At 73.7% G+C, this 16,438-nt stretch carries 17 protein-coding genes; 6 read left to right on the top strand and 11 right to left on the bottom strand.

Annotated features, from left to right (window positions below; translation table 11 throughout):
- Positions 1-280 precede the first annotated feature (280 nt).
- Positions 281-1,549, bottom strand: coding sequence for a serine hydroxymethyltransferase (gene glyA / locus AB0D46_RS22190; protein ID WP_362879798.1), 1,269 nt, complete (start codon positions 1,547-1,549; stop codon positions 281-283).
- Between the two features lie 237 nt (positions 1,550-1,786).
- Between glyA and rocD the strand changes: the two genes are divergently transcribed.
- Entirely contained in the window at positions 1,787-2,992 is a 1,206-nt protein-coding gene (gene rocD, locus AB0D46_RS22185) for an ornithine--oxo-acid transaminase (RefSeq protein WP_362879797.1), read from the top strand.
- Between the two features lie 39 nt (positions 2,993-3,031).
- On the opposite strand, the gene AB0D46_RS22180 is transcribed toward rocD, so the two are convergent.
- Together AB0D46_RS22180 and AB0D46_RS22175 are read right to left on the bottom strand one after the other, a co-directional pair.
- Positions 3,032-4,234: a glutathionylspermidine synthase family protein gene (locus AB0D46_RS22180; protein WP_362879796.1), complete on the bottom strand. Its 1,203-nt coding sequence runs from the start codon at positions 4,232-4,234 to the stop codon at positions 3,032-3,034.
- A 4-nt stretch (positions 4,235-4,238) separates the two neighbouring features.
- Positions 4,239-4,541, bottom strand: a complete 303-nt coding sequence (locus tag AB0D46_RS22175) for a hypothetical protein (RefSeq protein WP_362879795.1) — start codon at positions 4,539-4,541, stop codon at positions 4,239-4,241.
- Between the two features lie 139 nt (positions 4,542-4,680).
- Here AB0D46_RS22175 and AB0D46_RS22170 point away from each other — a divergent pair, with 139 nt between their 5' ends.
- Both AB0D46_RS22170 and AB0D46_RS22165 read left to right on the top strand, forming a co-directional pair.
- Positions 4,681-5,559, top strand: coding sequence for a hypothetical protein (locus tag AB0D46_RS22170; protein WP_362879863.1), 879 nt, complete (start codon positions 4,681-4,683; stop codon positions 5,557-5,559).
- 242 nt (positions 5,560-5,801) lie between these two features.
- Positions 5,802-6,152 (top strand): hypothetical protein, encoded by a 351-nt coding sequence (locus AB0D46_RS22165; RefSeq protein WP_362879794.1) that lies wholly within the window; start codon positions 5,802-5,804, stop codon positions 6,150-6,152.
- Positions 6,153-6,174: 22 nt separating this feature from the next.
- Here the strand turns inward: AB0D46_RS22165 and AB0D46_RS22160 are convergent, their stop codons facing one another.
- On the bottom strand, positions 6,175-7,578 hold the full coding sequence (locus tag AB0D46_RS22160) for a PLP-dependent aminotransferase family protein (protein ID WP_362879793.1): 1,404 nt from the start codon (positions 7,576-7,578) through the stop codon (positions 6,175-6,177).
- Between the two features lie 46 nt (positions 7,579-7,624).
- On the opposite strand from AB0D46_RS22160, the gene AB0D46_RS22155 reads away from it, so the two are divergent.
- Entirely contained in the window at positions 7,625-8,131 is a 507-nt protein-coding gene (locus tag AB0D46_RS22155; RefSeq protein WP_362879792.1) for a carboxymuconolactone decarboxylase family protein, read from the top strand.
- A gap of 28 nt (positions 8,132-8,159) precedes the next feature.
- Here the strand turns inward: AB0D46_RS22155 and AB0D46_RS22150 are convergent, their stop codons facing one another.
- From AB0D46_RS22150 to AB0D46_RS22130, 5 genes are all read right to left on the bottom strand, one after another.
- Complete coding sequence (locus AB0D46_RS22150) at positions 8,160-9,035, bottom strand: hypothetical protein (protein ID WP_362879791.1); 876 nt, start codon at positions 9,033-9,035, stop codon at positions 8,160-8,162.
- A gap of 377 nt (positions 9,036-9,412) precedes the next feature.
- Positions 9,413-10,402 (bottom strand): malate dehydrogenase, encoded by a 990-nt coding sequence (locus tag AB0D46_RS22145; RefSeq protein WP_362879790.1) that lies wholly within the window; start codon positions 10,400-10,402, stop codon positions 9,413-9,415.
- A gap of 122 nt (positions 10,403-10,524) precedes the next feature.
- Complete coding sequence (locus AB0D46_RS22140) at positions 10,525-10,761, bottom strand: hypothetical protein (RefSeq protein WP_362879789.1); 237 nt, start codon at positions 10,759-10,761, stop codon at positions 10,525-10,527.
- Positions 10,762-10,821: 60 nt separating this feature from the next.
- Positions 10,822-11,433 carry a DUF3017 domain-containing protein gene (locus AB0D46_RS22135; protein ID WP_362879788.1) on the bottom strand — a complete coding sequence of 204 codons (612 nt, stop codon included), beginning with the start codon at positions 11,431-11,433 and terminating at the stop codon, positions 10,822-10,824.
- Positions 11,423-12,283, bottom strand: a complete 861-nt coding sequence (locus AB0D46_RS22130; protein WP_362879787.1) for a bifunctional methylenetetrahydrofolate dehydrogenase/methenyltetrahydrofolate cyclohydrolase — start codon at positions 12,281-12,283, stop codon at positions 11,423-11,425. The genes AB0D46_RS22135 and AB0D46_RS22130 overlap by 11 nt, the downstream gene beginning before the upstream one ends.
- Before the next feature lie 247 nt (positions 12,284-12,530).
- Between AB0D46_RS22130 and AB0D46_RS22125 the strand changes: the two genes are divergently transcribed.
- Entirely contained in the window at positions 12,531-13,121 is a 591-nt protein-coding gene (locus AB0D46_RS22125; protein WP_362879786.1) for a hypothetical protein, read from the top strand.
- A gap of 70 nt (positions 13,122-13,191) precedes the next feature.
- Here AB0D46_RS22125 and purH read toward each other — a convergent pair whose 3' ends face one another.
- Both purH and purN read right to left on the bottom strand, forming a co-directional pair.
- Complete coding sequence (gene purH / locus AB0D46_RS22120; RefSeq protein WP_362879862.1) at positions 13,192-14,733, bottom strand: bifunctional phosphoribosylaminoimidazolecarboxamide formyltransferase/IMP cyclohydrolase; 1,542 nt, start codon at positions 14,731-14,733, stop codon at positions 13,192-13,194.
- A gap of 68 nt (positions 14,734-14,801) precedes the next feature.
- On the bottom strand, positions 14,802-15,425 hold the full coding sequence (gene purN, locus AB0D46_RS22115; RefSeq protein ID WP_362879784.1) for a phosphoribosylglycinamide formyltransferase: 624 nt from the start codon (positions 15,423-15,425) through the stop codon (positions 14,802-14,804).
- 248 nt (positions 15,426-15,673) lie between these two features.
- On the opposite strand from purN, the gene AB0D46_RS22110 reads away from it, so the two are divergent.
- Entirely contained in the window at positions 15,674-16,333 is a 660-nt protein-coding gene (locus AB0D46_RS22110; protein ID WP_362879783.1) for a hypothetical protein, read from the top strand.
- Positions 16,334-16,438: the final 105 nt, after the last annotated feature.

The following is a 16,438-nucleotide window of genomic DNA, read 5'->3' as shown; positions in this document are numbered from 1 at the left end:
CTCTCAGGTGCGGGGGCGCGCTCCGGCCCGGCGCCGGCCGGAACCGGTGCGCCGCGACGACGGCCCGTGCGCCGCGGCCCCGACGTGCGGCGGGACCCGGCCGCGTACCGGGCGGTAGCGGGGCGGCCGGATACCGCCCCGGCCGAGCGACCGCTTTGCGCCGCCGGCCGGGGGTCCGCCGTACCGGCCGAGCGACCGCTTCGGACCCCCGGCCGCCCCGTTCCCCGGGCGGGGAACGGGCCGGCCGGCCGGGCCGGCGGGCCGTCCGGCCGTCGGATCGTCAGGCGAGCGGCAGGCCGGGCGCCGGGAAGGCCGCCATCAGGTCCGTGACCTCCGCGCGGATCGCGGCCAGGGCCGCCTCGTCCCCCTTCGTGGCGGCGTCGACCGACCGGGAGATCCAGTCCGCGACCAGCGGCATGTGCTCCGTCGTCAGGCCGCGCGAGGTGAGCGACGGGGTGCCGATGCGGATGCCGGACGGGTCGAACGGCTTGCGCGTGTCGAACGGGACGGTGTTGTAGTTGACCACGATGCCCGCCCGGTCCAGCGCCTTCGCGGCGACCTTGCCAGGGACCTCGCGCGAGGTCAGGTCCATCAGGATCAAGTGGTTGTCCGTACCGCCGGACACCAGGTCGAAGCCCCGGTCCGACAGTTCGGCGGCCAGCGCCTTCGCGTTGGCCACCACCGCGTGGGCGTACGCGGTGAACGACGGCTGGTCGGCCTCGTGCAGGGCCACCGCGATGCCGGCGGTCGTCTGGTTGTGCGGACCGCCCTGCAGACCGGGGAAGACCGCCTTGTCGATGGCCTTGGCGTGCTGCTCGCGGCACATCAGCATCGCGCCGCGCGGACCGCGCAGGGTCTTGTGGGTGGTCGTCGAGATCACGTCGACGTGCGCCGCCGGGGACGGGTGCGCACCGCCCGCGATCAGACCGGCGATGTGGGCGACGTCCGCGACGAGGACGGCGCCCGCCTCCTCGGCGATCGAGGCGAAGGCCGCGAAGTCGATCGTGCGCGGCAGGGCCGTACCGCCACAGAAGATGATCTTCGGGCGTTCGGCGAGGGCCAGCTCGCGCACCGCGTCGTAGTCGATCCGACCGGTCCGCTCGGAAACGCCGTACTGCACGCCACGGAACCAGGAGCCCGTCGCCGAGACGCCCCAGCCGTGGGTGAGGTGCCCGCCCATCGGCAGGGCCATGCCCATGACCGTGTCGCCGGGCTTCGTGAACGCCAGGTAGGCGGCCAGGTTCGCCGGGGAGCCCGAGTACGGCTGCACGTTGGCGTGGTCCACGCCGAACAGGCCCTTCGCCCGCTCGACGGCCAGGGCCTCGACGCGGTCGATGTTCTGCTGGCCCTCGTAGTAGCGGCGGCCCGGGTAGCCCTCGCTGTACTTGTTCTGGAGCACCGTGCCGGAGGCTTCGAGCACGGCGGCGGACACGTAGTTCTCACTGGGGATCAGGCGCAGGGTCTCGGCCTGGAGCGTTTCCTCCGCCGCGACGAAGGACGCCAGTTCGGGGTCGGTCGCGAAGAGGGCGGGGTGGCGGCGCGCGTTCATGGCGGCTCCTCCGGGGTCGATGTCGACAACTCGTCCCCGCGAGGCCCAGGCGAGCGGCCCTGTGTGCGGTCGTGCGCGCACGGCTCCCCCGGAGTCCGTTCTCCGTGCGCCAGTCGCCGTGCGTGGCGCCCACCCTAGCGGGCGCGCCACGAGAAAGGTTTCTCCGTCCGGTCCGCGAGCGAGGATGGACAGTGACGCCACCCTCGTCACAGGACCTGACCGACGATCGGAGACCCCGTGTCGACCACTGCTGATGCCATCCGCGCCGCCGACGCGCACAGCGCACACAATTACCACCCCCTGCCCCTCGTCGTCGCGTCGGCGGAGGGCGCCTGGATGACCGACGTGGAGGGCCGCAGGTACCTCGACATGCTCGCCGGGTACTCGGCGCTCAACTTCGGTCACGGCAACCGCCGGCTGATCGACGCCGCCCGCGCCCAACTGGAGCGGGTCACCCTGACCTCCCGCGCCTTCCACCACGACCGCTTCGCCGACTTCTGTACGGAGCTGGCGGCGCTGTGCGGCAAGGACATGGTGCTGCCCATGAACACCGGCGCCGAGGCCGTGGAGACGGCGGTGAAGACCGCCCGCAAGTGGGGCTACGAGGTCAAGGGCGTGCCGGACGGCCGGGCCAGGATCGTGGTCGCCGCCGACAACTTCCACGGCCGCACGACCACCATCGTGTCCTTCTCCACCGACCACGAGGCCCGCGACCACTTCGGCCCCTACACCCCCGGCTTCGACATCGTCCCGTACGGGGACCTCACGGCGCTGGCGAACGCCGTCACCGAGAACACCGTCGCCGTCCTGCTGGAGCCCGTCCAGGGCGAAGCGGGCGTCCTGGTCCCGCCCGCCGGATACCTGCCGGGCGTACGGGAACTGACGCGCGAGCGGAACGTCCTGTTCATCGCGGACGAGATCCAGTCGGGCCTCGGTCGGACCGGGAGGACCTTCGCCTGCGACCACGAGGGGGTCGTCCCCGACGTGTACGTCCTGGGCAAGGCGCTCGGCGGCGGCGTCGTGCCGGTGTCGGCGGTGGTGGCCGACCGGGACGTCCTCGGGGTGTTCCGGCCCGGCGAGCACGGGTCCACCTTCGGCGGGAACCCGCTCGCCTGCGCGGTCGCCCTGGAGGTGGTCGCGATGCTGCGCTCGGGCGAGTACCAGCAACGCGCCGCCGAACTCGGCGACCACCTGCACCGGGAGCTGAACCTGCTGGTCGGCGCGGGCGCGGTGACCGCCGTGCGCGGGCGCGGGCTGTGGGCCGGCGTGGACATCGACCCGGCCCGCGGGACGGGCCGGGAGATCTCCGAGCGGCTGATGGAGCTGGGGGTCCTGGTGAAGGACACCCACGGCTCCACGATCCGCATCGCGCCGCCGCTGGTGATCTCCAAGGAGGACCTGGACTGGGGGCTGGACCAGCTCAGGTCCGTCCTCGCCGGCTGATCGGCCGGCCGGTCGGCGGGCCGGGCGCCCGCCGACCGGTCAGAGGATGACGTGGGGCAGGAAGCGGGCGTACTCGTCCGTGACCGGTCCCGCCGATTCCCGGATGCCGAGCCCCGCCGACTCCTCCTCGACGACCCACGCGCCGAGCACGACGCGGTTGCCGTCGAAGTCGGGCAGCGGCGCGAGCGCCTGGAAGACGTACGTCTCCCCCTCGGTCGGGACGAACGGCTCGCCCCGCCCGCCCGCCTCGTGCAGCGTGACGCCGGCGCCCTCGCGGCCCAGCAGCGGCTTGGCCACGTAGCCGGGACCGCCCGCGTCGGCGAGCTCGCGCGGGCCGTCGAGGTAGGCGGGGAGCAGGTTCGGGTGCTCGGGGAACAGCTCCCACAGGACGGCCAGGAGCGCCTTGTTGGCGAGCAGCATCTTCCACACCGGCTCGATCCAGGCGGTGGTCCCGGAGCCGCCGCCGTGGTCGTAGGTGCCGAGCACCTGCGGGCCGAACTCGTCGGTGGCCAGCCATTCCCACGGGTAGAGCTTGAAGCAGCCGCGAATGAAGCGGAGCTTCTCGTCCACGAAGCGGCCCGCCAGACCGTCCCAGCCGATCTGCTCCACCGACAGGGCGTGCGTGGCCAGTCCGGCCTGTTCGGCGGTCTCCTGGAGGTAGGCGACCGTCATCAGGTCCTCGCCCAGCTCGTCCGTCTCGGAGTGCGCGAAGTGCAGCGGGCCGGGCGGCAGCAGTTCGGCCTGTCGGCGCCAGGCGTCGACGAGCCGCTCGTGGAGGGAGTTCCACTGGTCGGCGCCGGGGAAGCGCTCCTCCATCCAGAACCACTGCGGGCTCGCCGCCTCCACCAGGGAGGTGGGGGTGTCCGCGTTGTACTCCAGCAGCTTGGCGGGGCTGCCGGTGCCGTCGTAGCGCAGGTCGAACCGGCCGTAGAGGGAGGGCTGCTCGGCGCGCCGCCGCCAGGACTCGGTGATGAGCGCGATCAGCTTCGGGTCGGTGAGCCCGAGGTCGGCGAAGCGGTTCCGCTCGACGATGTGCGCGGCCGCGGCCAGGCACATGGCGTGCAGTTCCTCGACGACCCCCTCCAGCGCCTCGACCTCCGGGAGCGTGAAGGAGTAGTACGCGCTCTCGTCCCAGTAGGGGCGCAGGGAGTCGTCCGGGAAGCGGGTGAGGGGGTAGATCAGGCCCTGCTCCTCGACGGTCTTCTGCCAGTCGGGGCGGGGTTCGATGGTGTGGCGTTGCACGGGCTCAGCCGCCGCTGGAGCCGGAGCTCTTGTGGCCGCCGATGCCGCCGCGGGTGACGGCCGACTTGTCGAAGCTGCCGCCGGTCACCTTGCCGGCGCTGACGTGGCCGCCGTAGTAGTACGCGCCGCTGCCGCCGCTCTTGCAGTCCTTGTTGTTCAGGTGGTTCAGCGTGGTGCGGGACGCGCAGCGCTTGTCGGGCTCGTCGTTGCTTCCGCAGGCCACGAGGGTGGCGGCGAGCAGGCCCATGCCGCCCAGGGCGACCGCTCCCGACCGCATCCGGCGCCGGGTGGTGTTGCTGGTGTCCATGTGAATTTCGCTCCCCCTGTGTGACGTGTACTGCCGACGGCTGTCCGACAGCGTAGAGCGGGGGCACGCGGGGATGGAATCCGGCCGCCGTCACACCCTTGTCACGGTCGTGACCTACAGTCGCTTCGTGCTGATTGGGATGATTTGCGCACTGGGTGCGGCGGTCTGCTTCGGTACGGCGTCGGTGCTCCAGGCGGTGGCGGCGCGGGCGACGGCGCCGGGGACGGGTTCCGGCGTGGACGCCGCGCTGTTCCTGCGGGCGGTCCGGCAGTGGCGCTATCTGGTCGGACTCGGGCTCGACGGGGCCGGCTTCGTGCTCCAGATCGTAGCCCTGCGGCACCTGCCGATCTACGCGGTGGGCGCGGCGATGGCGTCCAGCCTGGCGGTGACGGCGGTGGTGGCGGCGCGGCTGCTGCACGCGCGGCTGTCGGGGCGCGAGTGGGGCGCGGTGGCCGTGGTGTGCGCGGGGCTGCTGATGCTGGGTCTGGCCTCGGGTGCGGAGGGCTCGGGCACCGGGTCGACGGCGCTGAAGTTCGGACTGCTCGCGGCGGCGGCGCTGGTCCTGCTGGTGGGGGCGGCGGCGGGCCGACTGCCGGACGGGCCGCGGGCGCTGGTGCTGGGCCTGGCGGCGGGTACGGGCTTCGGGGTCGTGGAGGTGGCGGTCCGGCTCATCGACTCGCTGACGCCGCGCGAGTTCGCGAACCCCGCGCTGTACGCGCTGCTGCTGGGCGGCGCGGCGGGGTTCCTGCTGCTCACCTCGTCCCTGCAGCGCGGCTCGGTGACGGCGGCGACGGCCGGGCTGGTGCTGGGCGAGACGGTCGGCCCGGCGCTGGTGGGGGTGATCTGGCTGGGCGACCGGACCCGGGAGGGGCTGACCTGGCTGGCGGTCCTCGGCTTCGCGGTGGCGGTGGCGGGCTCGCTCGCCCTCTCCCGCTTCGGGGAGCCGGAGCCGGTGTCGGGGGCGGGGGCGGAGTCGGGGGCGGGGCCCGACCCGTCGACGCCGGCGAGTTCCTCCTGACCAGCGGCGGCCCCCAGGGGCAGCGCGGCTGACCCGCGACGCGACCGGCGCGGTCAGCGGCGGCGACCTCGCGGGCCGCCGGGCCCTCGGCGGGCGGGGTGCGCGGACGGCGTCCCGGGCTGGTGCGCGGGCGGCGTCCCGGCCCCGTTCATCCGGCCGGCCGCGCAAGGGATGCCGCCCGCCCCCGGTCGGTGCAGGCTGCGGGCAAGGACAGCCATCACCGCACAGACGAGGACCGTGCCATGTCCCACCTCCGGCGCATCGGCGTCATCACCGGGGCGGCCGCGCTGCTGCTCACCGCCACCGCCTGCTCGGGCCTCGGCCGGAGCACGGTCGGCACCCTCACCTTCCGCGGCCACGACTCCCCGGCCGAAGTGACCTACACCAACACCCCGGTCAAGGGCTGCCACCGGATCAACGTGCCGGCCGGCGCCACCCACGTCGAGAACAACACCGCCGTCGACGTCGTGCTGTACCGGACGCCGGACTGCAAGAAGCCGGACCCGGAGGGCGGCAGCTACATCGCCACCACCCTCTCGAACGTCACCGCCCCCGAGAGCCTGCCCTGGCGCAGCTTCAGCGTCATCCACTGAGCACCGACCGGCAGCCGGCCGGTCAGGGCAGGACCGCCAGCAGGGCGGCCAGGGTCGGGGCCCAGGCACTGTCGGACGGGGCGCCGTACCCCACCACCAGGGCGTCCCGCACGGGCAGCTCCGAGTCCGGGTGCCGGTGGCGCGCCAGGCCCTCCAGGGCCAGGTCCTGCCAGGCCGCGGCCTGCACCAGCGAGCGTTCCGCGCCCGCCGGCAGGTCCAGCACCGCGTGCAGCCCCGCCGCGATCCCGGACACGGGGACCCTCCCGGCCAGGGCGGCCACCAGCTCGTCCCGGCGGCGCCGCTGGCGCAGCCGCATGCCGCGCACGTGGCGGTCGTAGGCCCCCGAGCCGATGAACCGCGCCAACGTCAGCTGCTCCAGCGCGCTGGAGGTCCAGTCGCTGCCGCCCTTGGCCACCAGTACCTCGTCCAGCAGGTCGGGCGGGACCACCATCCAGCCCATCCGCAGCGCCGGCGACAGGGACTTGCTCGCCGTGCCCAGGTAGACCACCCGGTCCGGGTCCAGGCCCTGGAGGGCGCCGACGGGCTGGCGGTCGTAGCGGAACTCCCCGTCGTAGTCGTCCTCCAGGATCAGGCCGCCGCGGGTGCGCGCCCAGTCCACCGCCGCCGCCCGCCGGCCGGGCGTGAGGGCCGCGCCCGTCGGGAACTGGTGCGCGGGGGTGAGCAGTACGGCGCCGGTGCGGGGGCCGAAGCCGGCCAGGTCCGTGGTGCGGGCCCCGTCCCCGTCCAGCCACAGCGGGCGGGTCGTGAGGCCGGCGCCGGTGAGCAGGTCGCGGTGGACGTCGAGGCCGTAGCCCTCCACCGCCACCTCCCGGACCCGGCGCTCGCGCAGCACCCGGCCCAGCAGCATCAGCCCGTGGGTGAAGCCCGCGCACAGCACGATCCGGTCCGGATCCGCGTACACCCCGCGCGCCCGCGCCAGGTAGCCGGCCAGCGCCTCGCGCAGCTCGACCCGGCCGCGGGCGTCCGTCGCGTAGCCGAAGGCCTCGTTCGGGGCGTCGGTCAGCGCCCGCCTGGCCGCCGCGAGCCAGGCCGTACGGGGGAAGCCGCCCAGGTTGGGCGAACCGGGCAGCAGGCTGTACGCGGGCCCCCGGCGCGCGGGGTGCCGGGTCCGTGCGGCGGCGGCCGCCCGGCGCGGCCGGGCCCGCTCGGCGACCCGGGTGCCGGAACCCTGCCGGGCCGTCAGCCAGCCCTCGGCGACGAGTTCGGCGTACGCCTCGGCGACCGTGTTGCGGGCGATCCCGAGGTCGGCCGCGAAGGACCGGGAGGACGGCAGCCGGGTGCCGGGCGCGAGCCGTCCGCCGCGCGCGGCCTCCCGCAGCGCCTCGGTGAGCGCGGCGCGCAGGCCCCGGCCGGCCGCGAGGTCCAGGTGCAGGTCGGCACCGAAAGTGGCCCATGATCCCGTCATGGGGATGGACCATAGTCGCGGGCCGCCCGGTCCCTACGGTGGAGGCATGAGCAACCACAGCGCGTCCACCGCACTCGCCGCCGCACACACCCCCCGCATGCAGCTGGCCAAGCTGGCCCCCGAGTTCTACAAGGCCGTCATCGGGCTGGAGATCGCCTCGAAGAAGGGCCTGGACCCGGCCCTCGTCGAACTGGTCAAGATCCGTGCCTCGCAGGTCAACCACTGCGCGTTCTGCCTCGACATGCACACCAAGGACGCCCTCGCGGCGGGCGAGAGCGTCGAGCGCGTCGTGCAGCTCGCCGCCTGGGAGGAGTCGCGGCACTTCTACACGGAGAAGGAGCTGGCGGCGATCGAACTGACCGAGGCCGTCACCGTCCTGACGGACGGTTTCGTACCCGACGAGGTGTACGCGCGCGCCGCCGCGCACTTCGAGGAGGCGGAACTGGCCCAGCTGATCGCCGTGATCGCGACGATCAACGTCTGGAACCGGATCGGCGTCACCACCCGCAGCACCCCCGGCCACTACACCCCGGGCCAGTACCAGCAGGGCTGAGGACGGATCCGGGGTGCCGGTCGGCCGGTCACCGCGGGCGGAACGACTCCACGGCGGCCGTCAGGCGGGCCCGTACGGTTTCTCCGTCGGCGGCCGGGCCGGCCGCCAGCAGCGCCCACCGCCCGCCGCCCGGCGTGGTCACGATCCGCTCCACGCCCCGGCGGCGGTTGCCGGTCTCCGCGCTGTCGTACTCGTAGACCAGCTCGCAGGCACCGCCTGCGACCGGTTCGAGGGAGACCTCGCGGTAGCCCGGGTTCGCGCCCAGGGTCCCGGAGGACATCCGCAGCAGCTCGCACTCGCCCGTCGCGGCGGACTCGGTGATCCGGAAGACCTGGAGCAGGGCGCTGCGGTCGCCGGGCAGCCGGTAGAAGGATCCGCTGCCGTTCTCGTCAGGGCTGCGCTGCCAGCCGTCGGGGACGGCCACCGAGAAGCCCGCCCCGTCGCGCACCACGGTGTAACCGGCGGGGCCGGTACCGGTGCTCGGGGCGGCGCTCGCGCCCGTACCGGCGCCCGTGCCGGGGACCGGGCCGGGCGTCGTCGGCGCGCCCGTACCGGGCCCGGTACTCGGGACCGGGCTCGGGACCGCGCTCTGCGCGGGCGCGGCGCCGGTCGGGGCCGCCGACGGCTCCTCGGAGGTGGTCAGCGAGACCGCCGGGCCGGGGCCCGCCGCGTTCTCCGTCCCGCCCTGCCCGGTCAGGACGAACCACCCCGCCACGAAGGCCCCGCCGACCATGACGGCCACCGCTCCGACCAGCAACGGCCCCCGCGCCTTCGACGCCGGGCGGGCCCGGGGCGGCAGCGGAACCACCACCGGCGGCTCCGGCGCCCAGGCGACGTGCTGCGGCAGGGGCGGAAGCGGCAGCCCGGAGGGCGGCGCCACCGGGTGGGGGAAGTCATCCTTCACCGGCGGCACGGAAGGCGCGGACGGCAGGGGCGGCGCGGGCGGCGCGGGCGGCACGGACGGGAGGTCGTCCCGTGCCGGCGGCACGGACGGCAGGGGCGGCGCGGAAGGCGCGGGCGGCAACCCCGGACGCGGCGGCTCGGCGGGGCGCGCGGGTGCGTCCGTGCGCGGTGGCTCGGCAGGACGCGGGGGATCGAGGGGACGCGGCCCCCAGTCCCACCGCTGCGACTGTGGTTCCCGCTCGTCCTCGCTCACCTGGCGACCCTATTTTCCGCTCGACGCACTCGACAGTCGCATTCACGCCAAAGCGCCCCGGCCAGGTTTGGCCGGGGCGCTCGACGTTCAGGGGATCGGCCGTCCGGGCGGGCCGGACGGGCGGATCAGATCAGGCCGAGCTCGCGCACCGCGTCGCGCTCCTCGACGAGCTCCGCCACGGACGCGTCGATGCGCGCACGGGAGAACTCGTTGATGTCCAGGCCCTGGACGATCTCGTACTTGCCGTCCTTGGTGGTGACGGGGAAGGAGGAGATGATGCCCTCCGGGACGCCGTAGGAGCCGTCCGACGGGATGCCCATCGAGGTCCAGTCGCCCGCGGCGGTGCCGTTGACCCAGGTGTGCACGTGGTCGATGGCGGCGTTGGCGGCCGAGGCGGCCGAGGACGCGCCACGGGCCTCGATGATCGCGGCGCCGCGCTTGGCGACGGTCGGGATGAAGGTGTCGGCCAGCCACTGCTCGTCGGCGACGACCTCGGCGGCGTTCTTGCCGGCGATCTCCGCGTGGAAGACGTCCGGGTACTGGGTCGCCGAGTGGTTGCCCCAGATGGTGAGGCGCTTGATGTCGGTGACGTCGGCGCCGGTCTTCTTCGCGAGCTGCGAGATCGCCCGGTTGTGGTCCAGACGGGTCATCGCGGTGAAGCGCTCGGCCGGTACGTCCGGAGCGGCGGCCTGCGCGATGAGCGCGTTGGTGTTGGCCGGGTTGCCCACGACCAGGACCTTGATGTCGTCCGCGGCGTGCGCGTTGATCGCGGCGCCCTGCGGCTTGAAGATGCCGCCGTTGGCGGAGAGCAGGTCACCGCGCTCCATGCCCTTGGTGCGCGGGCGGGCGCCCACGAGCAGCGCGACGTTGGCGCCGGCGAAGCCCTGGTTCGGGTCGTCGAAGATGTCGATGCCCTTGAGCAGCGGGAAGGCGCAGTCGTCGAGCTCCATGGCGGTGCCCTCGGCGGCCTTCATGCCCTGGGGGATCTCCAGGAGGCGGAGCTTGACCGGCACGTCCGCGCCGAGCAGGTGGCCGGAGGCGATGCGGAAGAGCAGCGCGTAGCCGATCTGGCCGGCAGCGCCGGTCACGGTGACATTCACGGGAGTGCGGGTCATGGCCTTCTCCGTTAGACAGCTGGCGGTGGGGCGTCCCTGCCCCATGTGCTGGTCCCCGGGTGCGGGGCGGACGCCGCTTCGCAGCCTGTGAATCTTGACGTGAAGAGACATCCGCCGTCAGGCTATCCGACCCGCGGGGCCCCCAACCCCCGGCCCCGTGTGGTCCACGGCACACGCGCCGCGTCCGAACCGCCGGCGAAGGGGCCCCCGTAGGCGTCCATGGCCTCGGTGAAGGCGGTCGGGCTGACGGCGTCGATCCGCTGACGACCGGGCAGCTCGATCGCGGCGGCCCGGACGAACGCCTCGACCGCGCCGTTGACGAGCGAGGCGACCGAGCCCGTCAGGGGCTCCCGGGCCACCGGAACCGGGCGGCACGGCGGCCGTGACGGCCCGCCGCGCCGGTCCGGCGCGCGGACCGCTCAGCGGACGGTGAAGCGGACCGCGGTTTCCAGGAACGGGATCGTCAGCCACGGACCGGGCTCGATGACCATCGCGAGCAGCGTGATCGCCACGCCCAGCAACCCGTACGTGACCATGTCCGTGAAGCGGGAGCGCACCGCGAGCATGCCCACCGAGGGCAACGCGCGCCGCATCACGGCCGCCGCGAGCAGGGCGATGCCGATCGCCAGGCAGCCCGCGCGCGGCCGGCCCGTCGCGGTCAGCAGCAGCCCCACCGCGGTCGCGGCGAGGACGCCGAGCATCGGCCACTGCCGGGCGGGCGTGGACACGGCCCCGGGGATGGCCCGGCCGCCGCCCTCGGGGCGGGCCGTGTCCTGGGTGACGGCGGGGAAGCGCCGCGACCGCGCGGCCGCCCGGTCCGACGCCACGGGGCCGACGGCCCCTTCGGGCCCGGCCTCCGCCGGCTCGGGCGCCGCCGGCTCGGCCGCCGGCTCCGGTCCGCCGTCCGCTCCCGCGCCGGTGTCCGTCCCCGTTGCGGCGTCGGTACCGGGCTCCGGGCGCGTGCCCGGTCCACCCGGCTCCGGCTCGCCCCCGGCGGTCGGGCCGCCGTCCGCGTCGTGCTCAGCCCGCACTGGTGATCCGCTCCGCCGCCTCGACCACGTTCACCAGCAGCTGCGCGCGGGTCATCGGGCCGACGCCGCCCGGGTTGGGCGAGATCCAGCCCGCCACCGCGGCGACGCCCGGGTGGACGTCCCCGACGATCTTGCCGCCCTCGTCGCGGCTGACGCCCACGTCGAGCACCGCCGCGCCCGGCTTCACGTCCTCCGGCTTGACCAGGTGCGGCACGCCCGCCGCCGCGACGATGATGTCCGCCTGTCGCAGCAGCCCGGAGAGGTCGCGCGTACCGGTGTGGCACAGGGTCACGGTGGCGTTCTCGGACTTGCGGGTGAGCAGCAGGCCGATGGACCGGCCGACGGTGATGCCGCGGCCCAGGACGACCACGTGCGCGCCGTTGATGGCCACGCCGTGGTGGCGCAGCAGTTCGACGATGCCGTACGGGGTGCAGGGCAGCGGGCCAGGCTCGTTGAGCACCAGCCGGCCGAGCGACATGGGGTGCAGGCCGTCCGCGTCCTTGGTGGGGTCCATCAGTTCCAGGACGCGGTTGGTGTCGATGCCCTTGGGGAGCGGCAGTTGGACGATGTAGCCCGTGCAGTCGGGGTTGGCGTTGAGCTCCCGCACGACCTCCTCGATGTCCTCCTGGGAGGCGGTGGCGGGCAGTTCGCGCTGGATCGAGGCGATGCCCACCTCGGCGCAGTCCTTGTGCTTTCCGTTGACGTACCAGCGACTGCCCGGGTCGTCGCCGACGAGCAGCGTGCCGAGGCCGGGGGTGATGCCCCGGTCCTTCAGCGCCGCCACCCGGGCGGTCAGTTCGGACTTGATCGCGGCTGCGGTGGCCTTGCCATCGAGAATCTGGGCGGTCATGTCGCCATCCTCCCGGATGGAGTGGCCCCGGTTCCAGTCAAGGTGCTCGACGGGGTCCCCCGTTGATTGCACTTGCACAACAAGTAAGGGGCCCAGCGGCAACCGGCTGGACAAGCAACCGTCGGCCCGACGACGATGCATCGAACCAGAGTGCCGCGGGCAGTGCCGGGGGGCGGACCGCAAGTTGCAGAGTTCCTCCGCGCGTGTTGCCGTGCGTCCCCGCACTTCCACGGAGGAACACCCAAAGATGAGCTTCGGCGACCCGAACAACCCGTACGGACAGCAGCCCCAGGCCCCGCAGGGCCAGCAGCCCGGCTACGGCTACCCGCAGCAGGCCCCCCAGGGCGTCCCCGCGCAGGCCGGCTACGGCTACCCGCAGGGCACCCAGGCCGGCCCCGGCGGCTACCCGGGCATGCCGGTCACGATGCCCGGTGGTGTCAAGGCCGCCCGCGTCATGCTCTGGGTCATCGCCGGCCTCCAGATCGTCGGCGTCGGCGTGCTGTTCGCGGTGATCGCCCTGATCGAGCAGCTGAAGAAGGACCCCGAGCTCCAGGGCAACGCCCAGTTCGCGGACATGGCCAAAATGGGCTCCGGCGTGGTGTTCGCCCTGATCGCCCTCGCGGTGGTCTACCTGATCGTCTCGATCGTGCTCGCGGTCAAGATCGGTAAGGGTGGCAACGGCACCCGCATCGGCATCATCGTCTACGCGTCCCTCGGCATCCTGCTGAGCCTGTACCCGTTCTTCCCGCTCAGCCTGGTGCACCTGGTGCTGCTGATCCTCGTCATCGTCTTCGTGGCGAAGTCGGACGGCTCGGCCTGGTTCAACCGCCAGCGCTGATCCCCGCTCAACGGCGAAGGCCGCGTCCCGCAGTGCGGGGCGCGGCCTTCGTCGTGCGAGGGGCCCGGGGTCAGTGGAAGAAGTGGCGGGTCCCGGTGAAGTACATGGTCACGCCGGCCTTCTTCGCGGCCTCGATCACCTGCTCGTCGCGCACGGAACCACCCGGCTGGACGACGGCCTTGATGCCGGCGGCCGTCAGGATCTCCAGCCCGTCGGGGAAGGGGAAGAACGCGTCGGAGGCGGCGTACGAGCCCTGCGCGCGCTCGGCGCCCGCCCGCTCGACGGCCAGCTTCGCCGAGTCGACGCGGTTGACCTGGCCCATGCCGACCCCGACCGAGGCGCCGTCCTTGGCGAGCAGGATCGCGTTGGACTTGACGGCCCGGCAAGCCTTCCACGCGAAGGCCAGACCGGCCAGTTCCTCGGCGGACAGGGCGTCACCGGTGGCCAGCGTCCAGTTCGCCGGGTCGTCGCCCTCGGCCTGGAACAGATCGGACTGCTGGAGCAGCGCGCCGCCGCTGATCGGCTTGAGGTCGCCCGGCTGGTGCGGGGTGCCGTCCACCTTCAGGACGCGGATGTTCTTCTTCTTCGCGAGGACCTCGACGGCGCCGTCCTCGTAGGCGGGCGCGGCGACGACCTCGGTGAAGATCTCCGCGATCTGCTCGGCGAGCTCGACGGTCACCGGCCGGTTCACGGCGATGACGCCGCCGAACGCCGACAGCGGGTCGCAGGCGTGCGCCTTGCGGTGGGCCGCGGCCACGTCGGTGTCCACGGCGATGCCGCACGGGTTGGCGTGCTTGATGATCGCGACGCAGGGCTCGGCGTGGTCGTAGGCGGCCCGGCGGGCCGCCTCCGTGTCGACGTAGTTGTTGAAGGACATCTCCTTGCCGTGCAGCTGCTCGGCGTTGGCGAGCCCGCCCGGCTGACCGTCCGTGTAGATCGCGGCGGCCTGGTGCGGGTTCTCGCCGTAGCGCAGGGTCGACTTGCGCTCCCAGGCGCCGGCGAGGAACTCGGGCAGCGCCGCGTCCTCGGACTCGGGCGCGTACGCGTTCGTGAACCAGGAGGCGACGGCCACGTCGTAGGCGGCGGTGTGCTGGAAGGCCTCGGCCGCGAGCCGCTTGCGGGCGCTCAGGTCGAAGCCGCCGTTCTTCGCCGCGTCGAGGACGTCGGCGTAGCGGGCGGGGCTCGTGACGACGGCGACCGACGGGTGGTTCTTGGCCGCGGCGCGGACCATCGAGGGGCCGCCGATGTCGATCTGCTCCACGCACTCGTCCGGCGTGGCGCCCGACTGGACGGTCGCGAGGAAGGGGTAGAGGTTGACGACGACCAGGTCGAAGGGCTCGACGCCCAGCTCGGCGAGCTGGTTGCGGTGGTCCTCCAGGCGCAGGTCGGCGAGGATGCCGGCGTGCACCCGCGGGTGCAGGGTCTTGACGCGGCCGTCGAGGCACTCGGGGAAGCCGGTGAGCTCCTCGACCTTGGTGACGGGCACCCCGGCCGCGGCGATCTTCGCGGCGGTCGAGCCGGTGGAGACGAGCGCGACGCCCGCCTCGTGCAGGCCGCGGGCCAGCTCTTCCAGTCCCGTCTTGTCGTAGACGCTGACGAGCGCACGACGGATCGGCCGCTGGGTCGTGGTCGGTTCGTTGTTGTTCGCGCTGGCTGCGGGCTCTACGCGCTCTGCGGCGGTCACTGGATCGTTACCTTTCGTCCCTCAATGCGATAGCCGTGCCGGGCCAGGCGCCCCACGACGTCGACGAGCAGCTGACGCTCGACTTCCTTGATCCGCTCGTGCAGAGCGGCTTCGCCCTCCGCGTCCCTGATCTCCACGACACCCTGGGCGATGATCGGCCCGGTGTCCACGCCGCCGTCCACGAAGTGGACCGTGCAGCCGGTGACCTTCGCGCCGTAGGCGAGGGCGTCCCGTACGCCGTGCGCGCCGGGGAAGGCGGGGAGGAGGGCGGGATGGGTGTTGATGAACCGGCCGCCGAAGCGGTCGATGAAGCTCGCGCCCACGATCTTCATGAACCCGGCGGAGACGACGAGGTCCGGGGCGTGGGCGGCGGTCGCGCCGGTGAGCGCCTCGTCCCACTCCGCACGGCTGCCGTAGGCCTTGACGGGACACACGAAGGTGGGGATCCCGGCCTTCTCCGCCCGTTCCAGGCCGGCGATGTTCTCGCGGTCCGCGCCGACGGCGACGACCTCGGCGCCGAAGCCCTCGGCTCCGCCGGGGTGGGCTTCGATGGCGTCGAGCAGGGCCTGGAGGTTGGTGCCGGAGCCGGAGACCAGCACGACCAGGCGGGAGGCGGGCATGGGAGGCCCTTTCTTACGGGAATGCCGTCGTTGGTCTTGTGTGGTCGTACGAAACTACGACGTGCCGACTCATGGGCAACCGTACGAAGCCACCGACCGCCTGCAACGATACCCGCACACCCGACCGCCCCCGAGGGACGGGGGGACGGGCGGGCGGTAGCGTCTGCATACGAGCCGCGCACGCCGCGGAGCGCGCCGCCGGACGCGGCACCCACCGCGTCCACGACACAGGGGAAGTAACGCACTCGATGCCGGACCGCCGTCAGCCCGACTCCTCGACCGACGACAACCCCTTCGCGGCTCCCCCCGAGGGCCGGCCCGACCAGCCGTGGAAGCCGCGCGGCGGCGGCCCGGGCCAAGGCCCGGGCCAGGACCCCGGCCCAGGTCAGGGGCCCGGCCAGGGCCCCGGCGGAACCCCCGAGGGGGGTGGCGGTCCCGCGCGCTGGGACCCGATGGACCCCGTGCAGCGCCGGGCGCGGTACGCGCTGCTGGCGGGTATGTGGGGCTTCTTCTTCGGCATCTTCGGCATCCCCTCGATGGGGCTGCTGCTGGGCGCGCTCGCCATGTACTGGGGCATCAGCGCGCTCCGCGGCGGGCCGGCTCCGGAGTCCGGGGCCGCCGCGGCGGCCGTCTTCGGCGGCGCGGCGCAGCCCGCGCGCACCGGGTCGAAGCCCGACCGGCTCGCCGCCCTGGGGCCCGCGGCCCGCCCGCAGCGGGCGGCCGCGGTCAGCGGCCTGGTGACGGCCTCGCTGGCGCTGCTGCTGGCGGCGAGCTCGTACGCGCTGCAGATCGCGTACAAGGACTTCTACGTCTGCCGCGACGACGCCCTGACGCGCACGGCGGAACTCCAGTGCAACACCCTGCTCCCGGACAACGTCATCGGCGACATCCTGAAGGTCCAACGCTGACGCGAACCGCTCCCCGCACGCGGACGGCCGGCCCCGGAAGGGCTCGGGGGCGGGCACCCCCTGGATCCGGGCGGCCACCACGGCCTGCGGCAACAGCCGTTCGGG

Origin of the sequence: Streptomyces sp. NPDC048383 (assembly GCF_040651775.1) — a bacterium.
Lineage (GTDB): Bacteria > Actinomycetota > Actinomycetes > Streptomycetales > Streptomycetaceae > Streptomyces.
This window is presented reverse-complemented; position numbering and strand designations above follow the sequence as displayed.